Origin of the sequence: uncultured Helicobacter sp. (genome assembly GCF_910577135.1) — a bacterium.
Lineage (GTDB): Bacteria > Campylobacterota > Campylobacteria > Campylobacterales > Helicobacteraceae > Helicobacter_C > Helicobacter_C mastomyrinus.
The window spans coordinates 111,803-132,098 of the sequence record NZ_CAJTLL010000002.1; the positions used below are offsets into that span (position 1 = coordinate 111,803).

The 20,296-nt window shown below is 38.8% G+C and carries 22 protein-coding genes; 7 read left to right on the plus strand and 15 right to left on the minus strand.

What is annotated here, in order from left to right; all coding sequences use genetic code 11:
• Window positions 1-236: 236 nt before the first annotated feature.
• Window positions 237-632 carry a hypothetical protein gene (locus QZ289_RS01540; protein WP_295698441.1) on the plus strand — a complete coding sequence of 132 codons (396 nt, stop codon included), beginning with the start codon at window positions 237-239 and terminating at the stop codon, window positions 630-632.
• A gap of 13 nt (window positions 633-645) precedes the next feature.
• Window positions 646-795 (plus strand): hypothetical protein, encoded by a 150-nt coding sequence (locus QZ289_RS01545; protein WP_295698443.1) that lies wholly within the window; start codon window positions 646-648, stop codon window positions 793-795.
• A 103-nt stretch (window positions 796-898) separates the two neighbouring features.
• Here the strand turns inward: QZ289_RS01545 and QZ289_RS01550 are convergent, their stop codons facing one another.
• Together QZ289_RS01550 and thiC are read right to left on the minus strand one after the other, a co-directional pair.
• Complete coding sequence (locus tag QZ289_RS01550; RefSeq protein WP_295698446.1) at window positions 899-1,198, minus strand: YciI family protein; 300 nt, start codon at window positions 1,196-1,198, stop codon at window positions 899-901.
• An 11-nt stretch (window positions 1,199-1,209) separates the two neighbouring features.
• On the minus strand, window positions 1,210-2,574 hold the full coding sequence (gene thiC / locus QZ289_RS01555) for a phosphomethylpyrimidine synthase ThiC (RefSeq protein ID WP_295698449.1): 1,365 nt from the start codon (window positions 2,572-2,574) through the stop codon (window positions 1,210-1,212).
• A gap of 192 nt (window positions 2,575-2,766) precedes the next feature.
• Between thiC and QZ289_RS01560 the strand changes: the two genes are divergently transcribed.
• Genes QZ289_RS01560 through QZ289_RS01570 form a run of 3 tightly spaced genes read left to right on the plus strand, consistent with a single transcriptional unit; the run spans window position 2,767 to window position 5,380 of the window.
• The gene (locus QZ289_RS01560; RefSeq protein WP_295698606.1) at window positions 2,767-3,969 is read left to right on the plus strand and encodes a bifunctional 2-C-methyl-D-erythritol 4-phosphate cytidylyltransferase/2-C-methyl-D-erythritol 2,4-cyclodiphosphate synthase; all 1,203 of its coding nucleotides are present in this window, start codon (window positions 2,767-2,769) and stop codon (window positions 3,967-3,969) included.
• Window positions 3,970-3,997: 28 nt separating this feature from the next.
• Window positions 3,998-4,903: a response regulator gene (locus tag QZ289_RS01565; RefSeq protein ID WP_295698451.1), complete on the plus strand. Its 906-nt coding sequence runs from the start codon at window positions 3,998-4,000 to the stop codon at window positions 4,901-4,903.
• A gap of 3 nt (window positions 4,904-4,906) precedes the next feature.
• The gene (locus QZ289_RS01570; protein WP_295698453.1) at window positions 4,907-5,380 is read left to right on the plus strand and encodes a phosphatidylglycerophosphatase A; all 474 of its coding nucleotides are present in this window, start codon (window positions 4,907-4,909) and stop codon (window positions 5,378-5,380) included.
• A 607-nt stretch (window positions 5,381-5,987) separates the two neighbouring features.
• On the opposite strand, the gene ruvB is transcribed toward QZ289_RS01570, so the two are convergent.
• From ruvB to QZ289_RS01620, 10 genes are read right to left on the minus strand one after another with little or no spacing between them, the layout of a single operon-like run.
• A complete protein-coding gene (gene ruvB / locus QZ289_RS01575) occupies window positions 5,988-7,061 on the minus strand; it encodes a Holliday junction branch migration DNA helicase RuvB (RefSeq protein ID WP_295698456.1) in 1,074 nt (357 codons plus the stop codon).
• Window positions 7,061-7,858 carry a 3-methyl-2-oxobutanoate hydroxymethyltransferase gene (gene panB / locus QZ289_RS01580; RefSeq protein WP_295698457.1) on the minus strand — a complete coding sequence of 266 codons (798 nt, stop codon included), beginning with the start codon at window positions 7,856-7,858 and terminating at the stop codon, window positions 7,061-7,063. The genes ruvB and panB overlap by 1 nt, the downstream gene beginning before the upstream one ends.
• Window positions 7,859-7,883: 25 nt before the next feature.
• Window positions 7,884-8,225: an SMR family transporter gene (locus tag QZ289_RS01585; RefSeq protein WP_295698459.1), complete on the minus strand. Its 342-nt coding sequence runs from the start codon at window positions 8,223-8,225 to the stop codon at window positions 7,884-7,886.
• Window positions 8,218-8,586, minus strand: coding sequence for a multidrug efflux SMR transporter (locus QZ289_RS01590; protein ID WP_295698462.1), 369 nt, complete (start codon window positions 8,584-8,586; stop codon window positions 8,218-8,220). The genes QZ289_RS01585 and QZ289_RS01590 overlap by 8 nt, the downstream gene beginning before the upstream one ends.
• The gene (lgt, locus tag QZ289_RS01595; protein WP_295698465.1) at window positions 8,583-9,482 is read right to left on the minus strand and encodes a prolipoprotein diacylglyceryl transferase; all 900 of its coding nucleotides are present in this window, start codon (window positions 9,480-9,482) and stop codon (window positions 8,583-8,585) included. Before lgt ends, QZ289_RS01590 begins: the two co-directional genes overlap by 4 nt.
• Before the next feature lie 2 nt (window positions 9,483-9,484).
• Window positions 9,485-9,802 carry a hypothetical protein gene (locus QZ289_RS01600; RefSeq protein ID WP_295698467.1) on the minus strand — a complete coding sequence of 106 codons (318 nt, stop codon included), beginning with the start codon at window positions 9,800-9,802 and terminating at the stop codon, window positions 9,485-9,487.
• Between the two features lie 24 nt (window positions 9,803-9,826).
• Complete coding sequence (locus QZ289_RS01605; RefSeq protein ID WP_295698470.1) at window positions 9,827-10,303, minus strand: hypothetical protein; 477 nt, start codon at window positions 10,301-10,303, stop codon at window positions 9,827-9,829.
• Window positions 10,304-11,902: a methyl-accepting chemotaxis protein gene (locus QZ289_RS01610; RefSeq protein ID WP_295698473.1), complete on the minus strand. Its 1,599-nt coding sequence runs from the start codon at window positions 11,900-11,902 to the stop codon at window positions 10,304-10,306.
• Window positions 11,903-11,920: 18 nt separating this feature from the next.
• The gene (ruvA, locus tag QZ289_RS01615; RefSeq protein ID WP_295698476.1) at window positions 11,921-12,493 is read right to left on the minus strand and encodes a Holliday junction branch migration protein RuvA; all 573 of its coding nucleotides are present in this window, start codon (window positions 12,491-12,493) and stop codon (window positions 11,921-11,923) included.
• Window positions 12,494-12,496: 3 nt separating this feature from the next.
• Window positions 12,497-14,362, minus strand: a complete 1,866-nt coding sequence (locus QZ289_RS01620; protein ID WP_295698479.1) for a hypothetical protein — start codon at window positions 14,360-14,362, stop codon at window positions 12,497-12,499.
• A gap of 76 nt (window positions 14,363-14,438) precedes the next feature.
• On the opposite strand from QZ289_RS01620, the gene murJ reads away from it, so the two are divergent.
• Window positions 14,439-15,923: a murein biosynthesis integral membrane protein MurJ gene (murJ, locus tag QZ289_RS01625; protein WP_295698482.1), complete on the plus strand. Its 1,485-nt coding sequence runs from the start codon at window positions 14,439-14,441 to the stop codon at window positions 15,921-15,923.
• The gene (gene cysS, locus QZ289_RS01630; RefSeq protein ID WP_295698608.1) at window positions 15,923-17,383 is read left to right on the plus strand and encodes a cysteine--tRNA ligase; all 1,461 of its coding nucleotides are present in this window, start codon (window positions 15,923-15,925) and stop codon (window positions 17,381-17,383) included. The genes murJ and cysS overlap by 1 nt, the downstream gene beginning before the upstream one ends.
• Window positions 17,384-17,857: 474 nt before the next feature.
• Here cysS and truA read toward each other — a convergent pair whose 3' ends face one another.
• Genes truA through QZ289_RS01645 form a run of 3 tightly spaced genes read right to left on the minus strand, consistent with a single transcriptional unit; the run spans window position 17,858 to window position 20,296 of the window.
• On the minus strand, window positions 17,858-18,616 hold the full coding sequence (truA, locus tag QZ289_RS01635; RefSeq protein WP_295698484.1) for a tRNA pseudouridine(38-40) synthase TruA: 759 nt from the start codon (window positions 18,614-18,616) through the stop codon (window positions 17,858-17,860).
• Window positions 18,616-19,635: an LptF/LptG family permease gene (locus QZ289_RS01640; RefSeq protein ID WP_295698487.1), complete on the minus strand. Its 1,020-nt coding sequence runs from the start codon at window positions 19,633-19,635 to the stop codon at window positions 18,616-18,618. Before QZ289_RS01640 ends, truA begins: the two co-directional genes overlap by 1 nt.
• The gene (locus tag QZ289_RS01645; RefSeq protein WP_295698489.1) at window positions 19,628-20,296 is read right to left on the minus strand and encodes a prepilin peptidase; all 669 of its coding nucleotides are present in this window, start codon (window positions 20,294-20,296) and stop codon (window positions 19,628-19,630) included. Before QZ289_RS01645 ends, QZ289_RS01640 begins: the two co-directional genes overlap by 8 nt.

Sequence of the window (20,296 nt, forward strand, 5' to 3'; positions counted from 1 at the left end):
TTAGAGCTTATTTTTACTTGTTTATATATGCTAAGTGCGGTAATATTTTTAACTCTATCTGTATATTACAGGCTTTGCTCAAAGCAGTTATGCCCAAATGGGGGGGGGGTGTTTTCTCCATTACGCAGCTTGATGGTATTACTTTTTGCCTTTCCTTTTGTAGACATATTGCTTCCGCTTATGTGTGTTTATAGAATCTACCACATAGTCCGTAGGGGCGATAGCATAGCAGTATTTTGGATAGCATACTTGGCATTGCTTTATGTTATGTTGTAGCATTTTTTATTTTAGGTATGGCAAGTTTTCACTACTTTGTCCCTGCAAATGTGCTAAAGTGCTTATATATGCTCTTTTTCTGGAATCTCTACAAAGAACATATATTGCATAGTATCATCACAAAGTGTATTCACACGCTATGTGCTCTTATTTTTGTTCTTAATGTATTACCCCAAAGCTTACATTATTATAGTTTTAATAAGATTCAAATGCACAATTACGAAGTGGCATTGCATTTTTTACCGACTATGCTACTACATCAGCACAAAAACCAAAAGTGCATTTCTATGGATTTTATGATAGTGGATATAATCAGTGGGCGTATGCAGCCTATTATACACTTTTATCTCTATTGAAGGGGAGATAGAATTGAAGCCACAAAAAGCGCTATCTCTGCTTTTTGTGGCTTTGGGTGATGTGTTTATTGATGATAAAATAGCAAATACATCGCTCTCACAATATGAAATTCTCTTTGAAAGTAAACATTATAGCTCTATATACCCCATTACAATCTTATGAGCTTAGGAGCATATCTTTTGCAATACATAGGTATAAGCCATACTCTAAGCAATAAGGGCAATATCTTTAGGCTGCCTCAGCAGGTTTATGTTCTTAAAGTTTCTTAGTCTTGTAAAAAATCTTTTAGAATCTCCGCGTGAAGCACGACTTCGAATGTGAGAATCTCATATTGCGCGAGATTGTGCCGCGTAAAAGGGTCATTTTGAGAAAAGGTTATTGCCTCATCTTTACTTGCAAATTTACCGATGATAATCCCGCCATCTTTTGGGATTCTAGGACCTGAAGCAAGTAAAAAGCCCTTTTCATAGCCCATTTTAAGATAAGTGCGATGTTCATCTAATCGCTTAAGGATTTCCTCAAATGGCTGTGTATAATGCACGAGACAGACAAAAAGCTGTGGCATATTTTCTCCTTTTATTGATTTGAAGCTAGGGGTGGCTTTTCGCCCTCTTTATAGTTTTTGAAAATATCTTGGGTGATTTTATAGCTGCAAAATTTTGGTCCACACATAGAGCAAAATTCCGCGTCTTTAAACACTTCTTGGGGCAATGCCTCATCGTGAAATTCTCTCGCTCTCTCCCCATCTAATGCTAATTCAAATTGTCTATTCCAATCAAAGCTATACCTTGCATCACTCATCGCATCATCTCTATCTCTTGCACCCACTCTGCCTCTTGCAATATCTGCGGCGTGTGCAGCAATTTTATAAGCGATAATGCCCTCTCGCACATCATTTGCATTAGGTAGTCCCAAATGCTCCTTTGGCGTTACATAACAAAGCATTGCCACGCCCTTCCACGCAGCTACACACGCCCCAATTGCACTTGCGATATGGTCATACCCCGCAGCAATATCTGTAACAAGCGGTCCTAGCACATAGAAAGGTGCCTCATTGCAAAATTGCTTTTGCAATTCCACATTGCGTTCAATTTGATTAAGCGGGACGTGTCCGGGTCCTTCTATCATCACCTGCACGTCAGCATTATAGGCTCTTTGTGCAAGTTCGCCTAGCACTTTTAGCTCGGCAAATTGCGCTTCATCACTCGCATCAGCCAAGCAGCCCGGACGCAGAGAATCCCCCAAAGAGAGACTCACATCATATTCTTGACAGATTTTTAGAATCTCATCAAAATATTCATAGAAAGGATTCTGTTTATGATAATGCAACATCCACGAAGCCATCAAGCTCCCTCCACGACTGACAATACCCATTTTGCGTTTTGCTACAAAAGGCATATGCTCTAGCAAAAACCCACAATGAATCGTAAAGTAGCTCACTCCTTGCCTCGCTTGTTTTCGCAGCACTTCTAGCATAGTGTCAATATCAAGCTTTAATACATCATTTTGCACATCATGCAAGATTTGATACATCGGCACTGTGCCAATAGGCACACTTGAAGATTTGATAATCGCCTCTCTAATCTTATCCAAATCCCCACCAGTGCTTAAGTCCATCACCGTGTCCGCACCATATTTGATGGCTGTTTGTAGCTTTGCCACCTCATCATCAATATCCTCTACAATCTGTGAAGAGCCTATATTTGCGTTAATCTTCGTGCGTGTGGCTATGCCAATCCCCATAGGCACAAGATTTCTGTGATTAATATTTGCAGGGATTATGAGCCGCCCACGTGCGACTTCTTTGCGGATTAGCTCTGCCTCTAGATTCTCAATATTTGCAATATAATGCATTTCCTCTGTAATAATGCCATTTTTTGCGTAATAGAGCTGTGTGGGAATGCTATCCTTAGTGCGTTTTTGCACCCATTGCGCTCTCATATAAAACCTTTATTATGAAGTAAATTTGTTTGTTAAAGTATGGTGTTATACTAATGAAACTTACAAAATATTAAAGAAATTCTTTAAAAAAAGTTAAACAATATGGAAATTTAAGTAACAATTTTTAGTTTATTTTTTATTTTCTAGTGTTAAAATAATATCTTTACTTTGAATAAATCTATTTAGGAATTTATCTTGGATTGGGAAAAAGTTTCACTCATTATGATGGCAGCGGGCGATTCTACGCGGTTTTGCAAGGATTTATCTTGTAAAAAACAGTGGCTTCGCATAGATGAAGAGCCATTATGGCTTGTGGCTACTCGCAAAATACTGCACTATGCTTTTCATCAAGTGTTTATTACTGCCTCACCTGCGGATTATGCGTATATGTGCAGTATGTGTCCTAAACATATAGAAGCAAAAAGTCGATTCTCTATACCTTGCAATATCGTGCAGGGAGGAAATACACGTACACAATCATTGCGTAATGCCTTGCAATGCGTCGATACACCTTTTGTTTTGGTAAGCGATGTCGCACGATGGAATACCCTTGAAGGTTTGCTTGATATGATGGAAAATGAGATAAACCAAGATTCTACAATAGATTGCGTTGTGCCATTTTTGCGCGTGGCTGATACGACTTTTTATCAAGGTGATTACCTTAAAAGAGAGGATATAAAGCTAATCCAAACGCCGCAGTTAAGCAAGGTTAGCATTTTGAGAGAAGCGCTAAAAGATGAAAATAAAGACTTTAGTGATGAGAGTTCAGCGATTCACGCTTTAGGTGGCAAAGTCGCCTTTGTAGAGGGCAGCCCATTGATGAATAAAATTACCTTTGGCAGCGATTTATCCTTTCATATTGCTAAACTCGCACCCCCTAGTTCAAAAACATTTGTAGGACAGGGCATTGATGTGCATATGTTTGAAGATTCTAAACCTATGTGGCTAGGGGGTATAAAGATAGAATCTCCCTTTGGCTTTAAAGCACATAGTGATGGAGATGTTGTCTTACACGCACTTTGTGATGCGATTTTGGGTGCGATTGGTGGAGGTGATATAGGACAGTGGTTTCCCGATACAGATATGGCGTATAAGGGGGCAGATTCTAAAATACTTTTAAAGCAAATTTATACCTTTGCTCAAAGTGTGGGGTATGAGCTACATAATGCAGATATAAGTATTATGGCGCAGATTCCAAAACTCGCTCCCTATAAAGAATCTATGCGTCAATGTATAGCAGATATTTTGCAAGTGCCTCATAGCCGCATTAATATCAAGGCGACCACGACAGAGGGCTTAGGTTTTGTAGGGCGTAAAGAGGGTGTATGCGCTCAAGCACAAGTAAGTATGGGATTTGTCCATTGGGGGCATTTTGTATTAAAGGAGGAATTATGAATAAAATCTATCATAAAGAGGAGTGCGTATGAAAGTGTTAATTATTGAAAATGAAATTTACTTGGCACAAAGCATTGCTAATAAGTTAAGCGATTCTCGTTTGGAGTATATCATAGCCCATTCACTCAAAGAGGTGCAAAAAGACCATTATGATGTGATTCTCGCGTCATTTGGCACCATTAATGAAGGCTATACTGAACTCAGCAAGGCATATTCACAGGCGATTATTATTTTGATGATTGCATATATCAATGATGATACAGTGATTAAGCCATTGCGTAATGGCGTTACAGACTATATTGTGAAGCCTTTTATTGTAGATGAATTGATACGCAAGATTACACATTATAGAACCTATCGAGAGATCAATGAAGAGATTGGATTTTATAGAAATTATTTTAGTTTCATTGAGCGTGAGCTAGGCACACCAGAGCTATTTTTATACAATCCTCCTTTTGTGATTAAGAGCAATGCCCAACGAGGGGCAGATATTTATGCTATGCGATACGCACGGGAAAAACATATACAATTTCATTTTTATTCCCTTAAAGAAGAGATGTGGAAAAGTATTTTTCGTGTGCCACCAAAGAAAAACGAAATCTATTACATTACCAATCTTGAAGAGCTCAAAAAGAGTGAGCGAAAGGACTTTTTAGAAGTAGCCCTCAAATACAATGTAATTGTCTCTATTGTCTCGGGTGAAAAAATTGCCTTTCCTCAAGTGATTGATATCACCCGTCAGACCAACAATATGGAGCTAGGCGGGGAGATTCTCTCTGTAAAAGAATATGAAAAACTCATTATTAGCAAATACGAAAATCGCTATCCTGATATTGAACTAGCCAAAAAGCTTGGTATGAGTCGCAAGAGCCTATGGGAGAAACGTAAGAAATATGGCATTATCCGCAAAAACAAAAGCACTCCCCAAGCCTAAACAATGAAAAACCATAAGCTTATCAAAGATTTGTTTTTAAGCCTTTTTTATAGTGGCTATTCTCCTAAGGCTCCTGGAACGGCAGGAAGCGCACTTGCTACGATACTAGGTGCGCCCATTTTGTATTATTCGCAAGAGAGTTTGTTTTTACTTAGTGTTTTCATAGGGCTTGTGGCAATCAAGCATATTGATTTATATGAAGAGCGCACGAATACACACGATGATAAAAGTATAGTGATTGATGAGCTAGTGGGCGTATGGATTGCTATGTCAATGATTGGATTTGGGCTAATAGAGATTCTTGCGGCTTTTGTGCTATTTAGAATCTTTGATGTTTATAAGCCCTCACTCATTGGTAGAATTGATAGAGAATGCAAAGGAGGGCTAGGTGTAGTGGGTGATGATGCCCTAGCTGGCGTATTAGCAGGCATTACGGGTATTTTATTATTTTTGCTTATAGAAAAACTATCTTTTTGATACAAATAAGCATATCCAAAGCTTACAATTTAAAGCAAAAGTCCCTATGCAGCTCCTAAAAGGAAGAAGTACATTTAAAATCTTAAGCCATAGGAAAGACTATAGGATAACTCGCATAATATCTACCACAAGAGATAGGCTTATTTCATTGTTTAAAAAGGTATATACAGGTAGTTATCACTACCCTCTACTCTATACCTGTAAAATCCCTTAATTTTTGTCTCAATAAACAAACTTGTGTTTTTTTGAGTAAAAGTCTCTATCTATGCCTTTGCTGTTATGACATAATCGCCGCAAAGGTCTTACTTCGCGTGGAATGAAACCACAACCGCAAGGTCTGCTCGGCAATATATGTCTCACTCCCCCTTATATATCCCCCCCCCCTCTACGATGCTTTAAGAGGTTAGCATTATCGTGCGATTTATTTTATGCAAGTGAGGATATACCTCACTTGTGGGGAAAATAGAGAATCTATACTATTTATTCTTTTGCCACCGCACCTTACTAAAAACTACGTTTTTGCCGCATTTACATTATGTATTAACGCACACTTACAACATTTCTTGGCTTATGGTAAAACCGCGAGCTATAAAAGCATTTCAAAATCTCAAAACAATGTTTTTTGCGTAATTGATGGAATCTGCAAAAGCTCATAAGTCTTAGCAGTAGCCACTCGTCCCTTTGCTGTGCGTTCTAAATACGCATTGACCAGCAAATAAGGCTCTATTACATCTTCAATAGTCGCCTCATCTTCACTCATAGCTGCTGCGATGGTATTTAGCCCTATGGGTTTGCCTTGAGCCTGTGCTAAAATACGCAAATAGCGTAAATCTAGCTCATCAAAGCCTAGCTCATTGACCCCAAGCTCATTAAGCGCATATCGCACACATTCAAGGCTAATCTCTCCCTCTTTAGCATAGATTCCCACCTCGGCGAAATCCCTTACCCTACGCAATAATCGCAAAGCAATGCGAGGTGTGCCTCTTGAACGTCTGGCTATCTCATTTGCACCATCTTGTGAAAGTGCTTTTTTGAGTTTTTTTGCGGCGATACAAAGGATACGTGCAAGTTCCTCTACCTCATAAAATTGCAATCGAAAGCTCATACCAAATCTATCGCGCAAAGGATTTGAAAGCATACCTGCACGTGTTGTTGCACCAATAAGCGTAAAAGGGGCAATATCAAGTTTTATAGTTTGTGCAGCAGGTCCAGAGCCAATGATTATATCAAGGCGAAAGTCTTCCATTGCCGGGTAGAGAATCTCCTCAATCGCAGGGCTTAAGCGATGAATCTCATCAATAAATAAAATGTCATTTTCATTAAGATTGGTTAAAATCGCCGCTAAATCACCGGCTTTTTCAATCATAGGTGCGGCACTCACCTTGATACTACTTCCCATTTGATGAGCGATGATATGGCTTAGTGTCGTCTTACCTAGTCCGGGTGGTCCAAAAAACAAAATATGATCCAAGCACTCACCACGTTTCTTACTCGCTTCAATGGCAATTTTGAGATTCTTTTTGATCTTTTCTTGTCCAATATATTCTTCCCATACGCTTGGACGCAAAGAGGATTCTTGTGTGGCTTCAAAGTTAAACTTCTCTACCTCAACGATACGATTTGTCTCTCGCGTATCACTTTTACTTTGAATCTCTGTCTTTTCAAGGGCAATTTTTTCCATTATGAGTAACTCTCCCCATCGCTTGGGAAGGCTAAAGATTTTACATCATTAGCATACGCTTTTATAGCCGTTTTGAGCATTGCCTTGCCATCGCAGTAGCGGCGCACGAACTTAGGCCTAAAGCTATCAAAAAATCCAAACGCATCACTCCATACGAGAATCTGTCCATCACATTCTACCCCCGCGCCAATGCCTATGGTAGGAATCTTTAAGGCTTCTGTAATCGCACTTCCACAAGGCTTACTCACACCCTCAATGAGGATTCCAAACGCACCGACTTCCTGCATAGCTAAAGCTGTTTCTACCAACTCTGTGCTTTGTGCGCTATCTTTACCCTTGACTTTGAATCCTCCATCAAAGCGCATAAATTGCGGCTTTAACCCGATATGTGCCATCACTGCAAACCCTTCATCGCATAATGCCTTGATGATAGGGAGTTTTTCCATACTTACTTCAAGTTTAATAGCATCTGTGGAGGTGTGTTTATAGAATCTTAGCGCGTTTTTGAGAGCTACTTTTGCAGTGGTATAGCTCCCAAAGGGCATATCCGCGATGGCAAAAGAATGCTTAATGCCTCTGCACACGGCTTTTGTGTGATAAATCATCTCTTGCATACTTAAGCTTAAAGTATCACTCTGCCCTCCAAAGCTCATATTAAGACTATCCCCTACTAAAATCACATCAACTTCCCCATCAAAAATACTCGCCATCAATGCATCATAAGCCGTAATAGCTGTGATTTTCTCCACACCCTTTTTTGCCTTTAGCGCAGTAAGGCTTAATTTCTCATCAAGCATTCTCTCCTCCTTTCAATTCCACACTCTAAGATTCACAATGCAATAATACCACGCCACATACTACCATAACAATGCCTATATATCCTAGAGTGCTTAATCGCTCTTTAAATAATATATAGCCTCCTAATGTCGTGCCAATAATACCTATCGCGCCCCAAGTCGCATAAGCTACGCTTAAAGGCAAAACTTCTATGCTAATGGCTAAAACGCTAAAAGCAGCCCATACCATTAAAATACACATTGTAGTATAGCCCTTATGTGTAAAGCCTTGCGATTTTTTCAAAAGCAAATTTGCCCCAATATCAAGCAACGCAGCGATTAAGACACAAAGCAAAGCAAGTAATTTGCGATTAAGTAAGTCACTCATCATTTTCCTTTTTGTAAGAATCTGTACTTTTTATCTCTGCGTAATTAATGAGTAAAATCCCGCTAAGAGCAAGTAAAATCCCTAATTTTTCATAGAGTGAGAGTGTCTCGCCAAAGTAAAAAATCCCTATGAGTGCCACACATATCCCGCCAAGCACTTCCCAAATTGCATAGGCTACGCTGATAGAGAGGCGTTTGAGTGAAAGTGCCATAAAATAATAAGAGAGGACAAGCAGCACATACATACCTATAATGCCCAAGATTCTATATCCCTCCGTGAGAGTGCCTTTAAGCAAAGTTGTAGCTAATACTTCAGCCAAAACCGCACAAAGAAGCAATACGTAGGCTCTTTTTAAACTCATTTTTGCCTTCTTTGTTTGCTATGTTTGCGCTGCTTTATGCCTTGAGGCAATGGCGGGAGAGAGGGCTTTTGTATGTATATAAGAAGCAAAAGTAAGCCACTTATAGTTAGCATCACGAGGCTTAAAATCTGCCCCATTGATAAGCCAAACGCATAATAGCCCATCTGCACATCTGCCTCTCTAAAATACTCACACACAAATCGCGCGATAGCATAAAGTGCCGCATAAGCCACAAGAAGCAAACCGGGCTTCTTTATGAAACGTAGCAAACATATAAGGATAACAAAGACTACAATCCCCTCGCTAAAGGCTTCAAAAAGCTGACTAGGATAGCGTAACTCTCCATTGACAAGTATGCCTATGCTTTTCCCAAAGCTCCCCTCTGACACGAGGCGTCCAAACAACTCGTGATTAAAGAAATTTCCCAAACGTCCAAACACATAGCCTAATGGAATAGAAATAGCGGAGAGGTCCATAAATACCCAAAAAGGCTGTTTTTTAAGATAGCAAAATAAAATCGCTGCTATCACAAAGCCACTTACCGCGCCGTGATAACTAATCCCGCTAATCCCTACAAACACCCCATCAACATAGGGATTAAACATCTGCCAAGGCTGCATGAGGTATTCCCACCGCTGCGGTGAATAAATCAACACATAACCGATACGTCCACCTAAAATCACACCCACTTCCACCCAAATAAAAAAGCTATCAAGATTCTCTTGTGTAACAGGAAAGCGCTCATTGCGATATTTTACAAAAGCTTTTGCGATAAAAAGTGCAATGAGCATAGCACTCACATACATAATGCCATACCAATGCACACTTATGCCCCCTAATTCAAAGGCAATAGGGTCTATATAATCATAGATTCTATTCCACACACTATATTCCAAACCTATTCCTCCATAATCTTAATTTTAAATTCATCGACCATATCTACCTCCTCAAAGAGCATAAACAATCGCAAATCATCAACAACAATTTCAATCTGCATTTTATCGACATCTCTTAATTTAAATAAATATCCAAACATATAAGAACTTAGCGGATAAGCTCCGACAAAATAAATACGTAATATATTATCCTCTGTTACAAATTGTGGAATAAGATTCTCAAGCTCAATTTTAAAGGTCAAAAACGCATCATAACTCTTTAGTTTTCCTACGCTTCGTATCACTCGTAAATCATTGATAGTCTCAATATTTAACGCCATCTCTATCCTTTGTGCGAAAATATATTATAGCAAAGCTTCTTTGTAAGAGATTAAACCAGGCTTTTCTAGTGGAAAGCGAATTTTTACTTCAGCCATAGATTTGCTATGATGTATTTTTGTCCGCCATTGTGCTTTATAAAATCGCATTATACGCTTCCCCCTACCCCCAATTACCCTTTGTATGGGTGTTTTGACAAAATGATAGCAAGGCTTAAAAGGATATGAAAATATAATCAATATATGCGTAGCCCTTATATAAAGCGTGCAAGATATAAAAAATTGCTTATGAGTGATATATGATGGTGCCTTATCCCTAGTAAAAAGGTGCATTTTATCTATACGTATAATGTGGTGCTCGATGATATTATGCAGACTCTCGCACAATACAAGTTCAAAACTATCCACACAAGTAACATAAGGTTTCAAACGAGATTCTATCCACAGAAGAAAGGAAGGGATAGCCCCAAAATGCGCTTTAAAATCTATATAATACATTCGCATTTAGGCTCTAAACTTCATAATAGCATTATTGAGTTCCTTTACTTTTTGGGACATATCATTGGCTACTTTTTGGACATTATGCCCCACACTTTGGGTAGATTCTGAAGATTTGACAATCTCTTGCATCATCTCCGCAAGTTCTTTGGTGCTTTGAGCAATGGATATATTAATATCTTTAAGACAAATGGAATTTTGCTTTGTCGTATCAAGCTTTTTATGTGTGTGATGTGCTTCATCAATAAGCGGCGCTGTCTTATCTGCAATATGAGCCATATCTTTTGTTGTCTCTTTAATTGTCTCTCCTACATTATCAACGCTCTGGGTTACAAGATTCACATTTGTAGCAATTTCACTAAGAGATTTCTGTGTTCGCTCGGCTAACCTCCTTACCTCATCAGCCACCACCGCAAAGCCTCGCCCGTGCTCTCCTGCACGAGCTGCCTCGATAGCGGCATTAAGGGCTAAGAGATTGGTTTGGTCGGCTATATCACTAATGATAGAAAGCACCGATTTGATTTGCTCTGTATGCTCTATAAGCTCCTCAACACTTCCTAAAATCCCCTGCTGATTTTGAGCAGAGAGGGTAATAAGGTTAATAGAATCTTGCAAGTTCTTTACAAATTCATCTAAAATTGCTTCTGTTTGGGCTATATCATCTCCGGTAGCATTGGCAATTTCTTCAGCATTATTTAGTTTTTCGCTGACGCTATGGGCTAAAGCATTGACTTTATCAACAAGCTCAAATTGCTCATCAGCATTCTTTGACAGCACATTTGACATATCAAGCAGTCCACTGCAAGTTTGCATATTCTCTTCGCTCACGCGCTTACTCACAGAAATAGTCTCTTGAATGGTTTGAATAAATTTATTCACATAGCCTGAGGTAATACCCACCTCATCATTACTCTTAATAGCAATACGTTTGGTTAAATCTCCGCTTCCACCTTCAGTAAGCTCCTTTGCCATATCTCGCAAACGATTAAGAGGCTTTATAAGCTCTTTTTCAAAAAATATATACAATCCTAAGAGCATTAACACTCCCGCTACAATCATTGTAAGTAAAAGATAGTTCTCGCTTACTTCAATTTGCTCATAAAAGCTTTCTGTGGAAATTTTTAGCTCAAGAACACCTAACACATCACCTTCTCGCAATATACCATCTTGATGGCAGGTCATACACGATTCATCAGCGATTAATGGCTTTAAGAGCGCTACTTTATGTGTATTGCCTTCATATACTTCTGCAAATTGGGCTGTTTTGTTGGCAAATACCTCCATCACTTTTGGGTCATCACTTACATTATCTGCCATACCAAACAAATCAATCACATTTTGAGATTTATGAATCTTAAGATGAAGCACGCCGGGTATCTTACTTGCATTAGCAAGTCCCGCATCAATCATTTCTCTCGTGCCTATATTCATACTCATACGCACTGTTTGAAAGATAGAATCTCCAAGCATTTGCGCACTTCTCTTACCTTCTTTGACAGCCATATTTTGATAGCCTAAAGAAATAATGCCATAGAGCACGCTAAAACAAATAATAATGAATATCAGCAGTGTAAAAAGCACTTTAGAGCGAAATGTTTGCAGCATTCTAAAACCTTTTTTGACTTAAGCTAATCGTTTAAGAGCCTCCCTGACAGCCTCACTCACGCTAGAGGCATTCACACTCTCAAGCACCTTATTAATCTCACTTTCTTTGAATCCAAGTGAGCGCAACGCCAAAAAGGCTTCGTGCTTGAGAGTGCTTTGCTGATTCTGTAATAATTCTGCAAAAAATCCTGCCACATCTACCATAATCTTCCCCGCACCCTTTTGCCCAATACCAGGTACTTTTTTGAGTGCGTCAATATCTTTATTGGCAATAATATTAGCAAAATGCGCAGGGGTATAGGTAGAGAGTATAGCTAATGCCACCTTTGGACCCACGCCATTTATTTTAATTAAACGCTCAAAAGTTTTTCGCTCCGTTTCTTCCATAAAGCCAAAAAGCAAATGCGCGTCCTCGCGTATAATGTGTGCACAGATAATTTTTACTTCTTTTTGCGGATTGTTTTCTATCTCTGCCCTTAATGCAGAAGTGGCATTAAGAGACATTTGCACCCCATAAATTACCCCTCCTACATCAATTTCAACAAACATTGGCTCCAATTTATACACAACACCCCTTAACCCAACAATCACTTTCTACTCCTTAATGTCTTCATACTCATCACGTGGTATTTTTTGCAACTTAAGTTGTTCTTTATTAATACCTATATATGTCTCCTCACCATCATTAATAAGTAGCATATCCTTTGCTTCAGGGAAAAAGCTTTCATAAGTGATTTCATTTTCTTTCTGCCAAGGCACATCAAGCATAATAATGGCATTCTGCGTTTGCTTATCAAGTTTCTCTAAATGAGCATTGAGCTTTTTGCTCTCCTCTTGCAAAACAAGTAGTCTATCTTTCAAATATTTTGTGCGACGTAGCAATACCACATATTGCGCCACACTTTCAGTGATATTACGCTCATTAGGCTTACGATTACGTTTATTTTCCTCCATAATAACCTTAATCTTTTCCACCACAGGCTTTGTTTTACGCACAAGGGCTAAGTCTTTATTCAACACATTCAAAATGGTATTCATTGATTGAATATTTTCCTTAATGCGAGCATTAATATGCTGCATTCCTTCTTTTTCTTTTGAAGAAGCTCGAGAAGAAATCATAAAACGATTTTCACCACCACTCATATTTTTAATATGCACTTGATGAGATAGAGTAATTTTAGTATGTGAATGGAGATTATTAATCTCTACCTCCCTAGCCATTACATTCCCTCCATTAGCCTGCTCAATAAATATCTTTTGAGCATCTACTTCACCTAATTCTAAACGATTAATATGGATTTTCTCCCCAATAGCCAAACCCTTGTGCATATCAATACTGATTTCATCAGCCTTTATGGTAGCACTTTGATGGGTTTGTCCATTAATCTCTACCTTTTTTGCTATCACCTTTGCATTTTCTGCAACACTCCCATAGATTTTAACCTCTTCTGCCTCGAGCACTATACCCGCACCTATAGCATCAACATTAGAATCTGTACAAGCCACTTCTACTATAAAACCTTTTTTATCCCCTCCAAGCAATGAACCATTTTTACGCAAACTTACTTCAGGGAAGTTAAAATCCGTAAGGATTCTTAGCTCTCCTTCCCCTACGGCGACATAGCCATCTTGTAAGGCATAATACGCTATTGCCTCTTGTGTATCCTCACTTCTAAAATCACTTTCTTTGAATCGTAGTTTCACTTCTGGTATCCCAGCCTCTTGCTTTTTTACATGGATATATTCTCCTTTAAGATTACGTCCACTCATACCTTCTTGTGCTTTCATACTTAAACCCACTAAATCACCACTTTTTGCCGCATATGAGGCAAATTCTAACCGCTGCTCGTGTGAGGCATTCCATTCATCTTCAAGGACAAATTTAAACGCACAATCCACATTTGGGATAAACCCTCCTGCTTTTGCAATTACTATACGTCGCGTAGATTCTATCTTGCCACTAATAGAGAGAGAATTGAGCAATTCTTTAAGGGATTGGATTTCTTCTTGGGTATCCTTGTCAAAAAGCCTTATGATAATATGCTGGCGAATCTTCTCTCGTGTGATTTGTGCATATAATTCATTAAAAAATGCATCATCATCACACACTTCTAAACCCGCCTTAAGCTCCAAGCTTAATTCATAGCATTCGCTATCCATATGCAGCGCAACAAATGGGGCTAAATCACCCTCTTTAATCCCACGCAAGACAATGTCATACACTTGCCTAATCTCAAAGGTATTGTCATTATATTGTGCTTCATTTCCCAGAATCTTCGTGCATTCCTCTTTAGAGAGCATATTAAAGTCTTTCTTTTTCTCGCCACGATAGAGTGTGTTAATATGTAATATATCAAAGCTTACCATTTGCTCTTCAATCGCATAGGTATCGCATATTTTTTTAAGCTCAACATTGACATCAGTGCAGGCTTTTATAGAAACTGGTTCAAAGAGTTGCATAAAACACCCCATAGCTTAAAATTTGTCTATTATAGCTATAATTCTACAACTTTTCATCTTTAAAACAAGGTAAAATGTGATTAAAAAGGCATTTTTAACAAATAGCAGCGGGATTTTACTCTCTCGAATTGCCGGATTAGTGCGGGATTTATGCACAGCGAAAATACTGGGGGCAGGTGTATATAGTGATATTTTCTTTGCTGCTTTTAAGCTTCCTAATCTCTTTAGACGAGTTTTTGGTGAGGGGGCTTTCACACAGAGTTTTTTGCCTAATTTTATCCATAGTCGCAGGAAAGGAATGTTTGCCCTCATTACATTTCTTATTTTTGCATTCTTTATACTTATTCTTTCTATGTTTGTGATGTGCTTTAGTGGATTTTTTACCAAACTCCTCGCCTATGGCTTTGATGAGGCGACTATAAACCTCGCTAAACCCATCGTAGCCATTAATTTTTGGTATTTAGAGCTTGTTTTTATCGTTACTTTCCTCTCCTCACTTTTGCAATACAAAAATTGCTTTTGGGTCAATGCCTATAACACCGCACTTTTAAATCTCTCAATGATAGCCGCCCTATTTTTAGCCCACGATAAAGATTCTATGCAGGTGGTGTATCTACTAAGCTATGGCGTGATATGTGGCGGGATAGCGCAGATTCTTTTACATTTTTATCCGCTTTATCGCTTAAGATTTTTTAAGCTCTTATGGGTAGGCGTGATTGAATTCTGGCAATGGTTTAGCGCCAAAGAGACAGATTCTAAGATAAAAGTGCGGATTGCTCAAGCAAAGCAAGATTTAAAAAGTTTTTTTAAACAATTTTTTCCTGCTATGCTAGGTAGCTCCACTGCACAACTTGCCTCTTTTACAGACACACTGCTTGCCTCATTTCTTGCTGCGGGGAGCATTAGCTCACTTTATTATGCAAACAGAATCTTCCAATTCCCCCTAGCCATCTTTGCCATAGCCATATCCACCGCACTTTTCCCCCTCATCGCAAAAGCGATTAAAAATCAGCAAAACGCACAAGCCCTTAAAGCACTAAAAAAATCATTTTGGTTTTTGTTTATTGTGCTTTGTATGTGCGTGGTTGGGGGCATTTGGCTAAGTCCTGAAATCATTAGCCTCTTATACCAATGGGGGCAGTTTAGCGCGGAAAACACGCTCATTGTATCGCAAGTTTTTAGCGCATATATGATTGGCTTAGTGCCTTTTGGTTTGAGCAGAATCTTCTCTCTGTGGCTTTATTCCTATCAAATGCAAGGCAAAGCTGCAAAAATTTCAGCCATATCTTTGCTGTGTGGTGTTGGATTTTCACTTATCCTTATGCACCCCTTTGGTGCGATGGGCTTGGCATTAAGCGGGAGTTTGAGCGGCTTTGTGCTTTTTATTCTTACCATTAGAATCTTTGGCTTCAAGCGATTCTTGGATATAATAAACCACAAAAAAGCGTGGCTACTCCTTATTGGCATTATCAGTATAGAATCTTTACTTTTATATTGGCTCAAGCCCTATGTGAATGATTTTGTGCAGACATTTCATATTTTTGTGAGGAATTTAGTATGATTACCCTTTTTGATAGCGCGAAAAAGCAAAAAGTCTCTTTTGAGCCTATATGTGAAAATCAAGTGCGACTTTATGTATGCGGTCCCACGGTTTATGATGATGCACATTTAGGGCACGCGCGAAGCTCCATAGCCTTTGATTTGTGGCGGAGGTTGTTTATCTTTCTAGGCTTTGAAGTGATTTTTGTTAAAAACTTTACTGATATCGATGACAAAATCATTAAAAAATCCCTCCAAAGCGGTATGAGTGTAAATGAACTCAGTCAAAAATATATCCATTCATATCTTAAAGATATGGAGGCACTGGGCGTTTTACGTGCGGATATAGAGCCAAAAGCCACGGAAAATCTCCCTCAAATATGTGAAATGATAGAATCCTTACTTGCTAAAGGCTATGCATACACAGGAGAACATAATGATGTATATCTAAGCATTCATAAAGATTCGCTTTATGGCTCACTCTCCCACCGCAGCGAAGATTCACACAATCAAAGTCGTATCCAAAACGCACAAGATAAGCTAGAGATTAATGACTTTGCATTATGGAAAGGCTACAAGGGCGAAGATGATATTGCCTATGAAAGCACTCTAGGCAATGGGCGTCCAGGGTGGCATATAGAATGCTCGGCGATGGTTGAAAGATATCTTGCCTATAAAGACAAGCCCTATGCGATTGATATTCACGCCGGTGGAGCGGACTTGCTTTTTCCACATCACGAGAATGAAGCCTCGCAAACACGCTGCGCCACAGGGCGAGAGATTGCTAAATATTGGCTGCACAATGGCTTTGTCAATATCAATGGCGAGAAAATGAGCAAATCACTTGGCAATAGCTTTTTTATCAAAGACGCGCTCAAAACCTATGATGGCGAGATTCTGCGCAATTATCTTTTAGGGGTGCATTATCGCTTGGCACTCAATTTTAACGAAGAGGATTTATTGCAAAGCAAAAAGCGATTAGACAAGATCTATCGCTTAAAAAAACGTATAGAATCTGCTCATCCAAACACAGAGGGTAATCACACAGAGGATTTAAGCCATCTCTCTAGGCTTAAAACCATCACAAAAGATGCCGATAAAGCCTTTTTACACTCACTCATTGGGGCATTAAGCGATGATTATAATATTTCAAAGGCACTTAGCATTATTGAAGATATGCTCTCTCATAGCAATGATATGCTTGATAAGAATCCAAAGGACAAAGCCCAAAAGCAAATCATTAGGGCAAATCTTGCGTGCGTGGAGTTTTTACTAGGATTAGGTGGCAAGGTGGCACAAAGCTACTTCCAACTTGGGCTTGATGAAGCGACAAAAGCACATATAGAATCACAAATCGCCAAGCGTCTTGAAGCCAAAAAGGCAAAAGACTATGCCTTAGCTGATACAATCCGCGATGAGCTAAAGAATCAAGGTATTGAGATTATGGATACCCCCTCTGGCTGTATATGGGAGAAGGTGTAGATAAAGGATAGATGAAGATTCTCTATTTTATTATCCCTTTGCTATTGCGATGTAATCGCCGCATTTGCTCGGAGTGCTAATCCAAACTTGCAAAAGGTCTTGAACATAAAGAGCTAAGCCTTTTATTTCCACCTGAGGGATAAAGCAAAACTCCAATTTCGCCTTGTTTTGCCCTTGCGGGATTTCATCAAGTGAGATTCTAAGGTTTAGAATCTATTATGCCCTTGCTGTTGCACTTTGTGCCGCAAGGGTCTTGCAACTCAAAGCAAAGCTTTTTGTTGCGCCTAAAGGACGCACTTATCATCGCACTTCATTTGGTTATCAAGTGGGTTTTTAAGGTTTAGAATCCTAAGTCTATCTATAACCCCTACTCATATTTACCCATTGTAAAAGACGATAATATAAAAATATTTTTTTCTCAAGCCTTATTAGCATAACAACTTATAATATCTAATCTACACAAACTACATATTCTCACAAACCTAAAGAGTGTGAGCAAAGTTCATCATACCCCACACCGCAAAGATATAAGCCTTGTGGTGAGATGGGGTAAGCATAATGCTGCTTTTGTGCTAAAAGCTGCTCTTGCAAGTGTTGCATACTCATCTCTCCTCTACTCACGCTTAAAGCCGCGCCTACCATAAGCCGCACTTGTGAACGCAAAAATCCATTCCCCCGCACATACACGACATCTATGCTCTTATAGCGATAATATTTTATATCAAAGATAGTCCGCACATTACTTTGTGTAAAAGAGCCATTTTTTTTAAAATACAAAAAGTTGTGCTCCCCTTTAAAACAATGCAAAGCAGCGATAAAACGTGCCATATCGCCTATTTTTTGATGTGTCACATAAGATGAGGCAAAAGGAGGAGGAAAAGTGGGAGAGAGTAAAAAACGATATGCCCTCCATTTGGCATCAAAGCGAGGGTGGAAATGATGAGGCACTCTTTTAAGTGAGCGTATCATAATATGCGGATAAAGCTTTGCATTTAAAAGTGAGAGCAAGAAGGCAGATTCATATCGATGCAAATGTGAGCTTTTGAAGCTAATCACCTGCCCTGTGGAATGCACACCCTTATCTGTGCGTGAAGCCCCTAGAATCTCCCCGCTAATCCCTACACGTCCTAAACCCTCTTGCAATGCACCCAACACACTTTTTTTATGCTTTTGCAAGGCAAATCCGCTAAATGCGCTCCCATCATAAGCTATCACGGCTTTATAAGTGTGCATTAATAAAACTTAGCAATAAACTTTTTATACAAAAAAAAGCCCAAAGCAAACCACACAAGTGGTATCAATACCATACCTGTAAGTGGAAAATGCTCTGAGGCAATATATACAGCAATAAAATAAATTGCTACTGAAGCAATAACATAAAAATATGATTTATTAGAGCTAAAGCGAGGATTAGCAATACCAAAGAGTGGAACAAAAAAAAGTGAAACCAAAGGAAAAAATGATACAGTAATAGCTTGAGTAAGCTTACGCGATTTTTGAGTAGTGTTAGAATAAAACGCATCGTGCCAATACTCAAATAAATCATAGCCCCTAAGTTGTGGTTCTCCCACATTTTGCCGCACACTCATCTCCTCATAATCGACTCTTTTAATCTCTTCAGGAGCGGCAAAATATGCGCTGCCTTGCGTTAAATGAAGTTCAAAAAGCCCTTGATTATTACTTGTCTTACCCGATTGCGCGATAATAAAAGTATCACCCTCAAAACCATTTTCAGAAAATAAAATAAGATTCTTATACATACGATTTTGCACGCTATCGACATACACAAGCCAATTTCCTAGCTTTTGCCCAAATTCACCGGGCTTGATATTTACATCAATATCTGCTCTTTTTTTTGCCACAAAGTTTTTAGAAGCGCTATTGGCAAGGGGCAACATAACTAAAGAGAATATAAGTAGAATCATAGTAGCAAGGAGCGTAATGGGCAAAAAAAATCTCACTATATCTAAAGGTTTGCTCCCAAGCGAAAAACACACCATCAGCTCATATTCATATGCTAAACGCGATATGCCAAGCACCACAGAAGCAAAGAAAGTAATAGGGATAATAAAAAATAAACTGCTAGGTATGAGATATAAAAATAATGTGCCCAAATCCAAAAAGCTCATTTTCACCACATAGGTGCGTCCTGCGATATCAATCAAAAGCACCACAGAAGCAATAAAAAGCAGCACAAAGAAAAATGGAAAAAAAATCTGTGCAAAAGATGTGAATAGGTAACGTTTAAGCATAGAGTAAATCCCCATAAGAGAGCCACAGCATTTGCATTATCGTGCCTACAAAGATAAAAAAGCAAAAAGGAAGCTTAAGATGAATAAGATTCCTTTTATACCATATCGCCAAAAATAGTGCATACACTAGAGCAACTATACTTCCTAAGAATACGCTCACAAAAGCACTTAATGCACCAAAAGCAATACCCAAAGCACTTAGCACAACAATATCAGCCTCCCCAATAATATCCTTATGCATAAAAGATTGATAAAGAATCTTAAGGGTAAAAAACACACCCCCCACACCAAAGCCTAGTAGCACCCTTTGCATAAAGCTTTCATACACAATACTGCTTTCTAAAAATGCATACACAACACATACAAGCAATAGCGAAAAATTCAACATATCAGGCAATGCAAGGCATTTAATATCAATCAATCCTAATAGCAACAAAAACATCAATATCACATACGAAGCACCTATATCCTGCCACACAAGAACAAAAAAAGAACACACACACAGCACAAAAAAGCAGATTCTATAATACCACGATGAAAAGACAAATGACAAAAGAGTCCGATATTGTGCCTGATAGTCGATATAAAGAGCCATTAGCACTACCCCAACAAATCCATAGCATAAAGAAAGAGCTATAAATATGGGTATTGCCTCTATCAT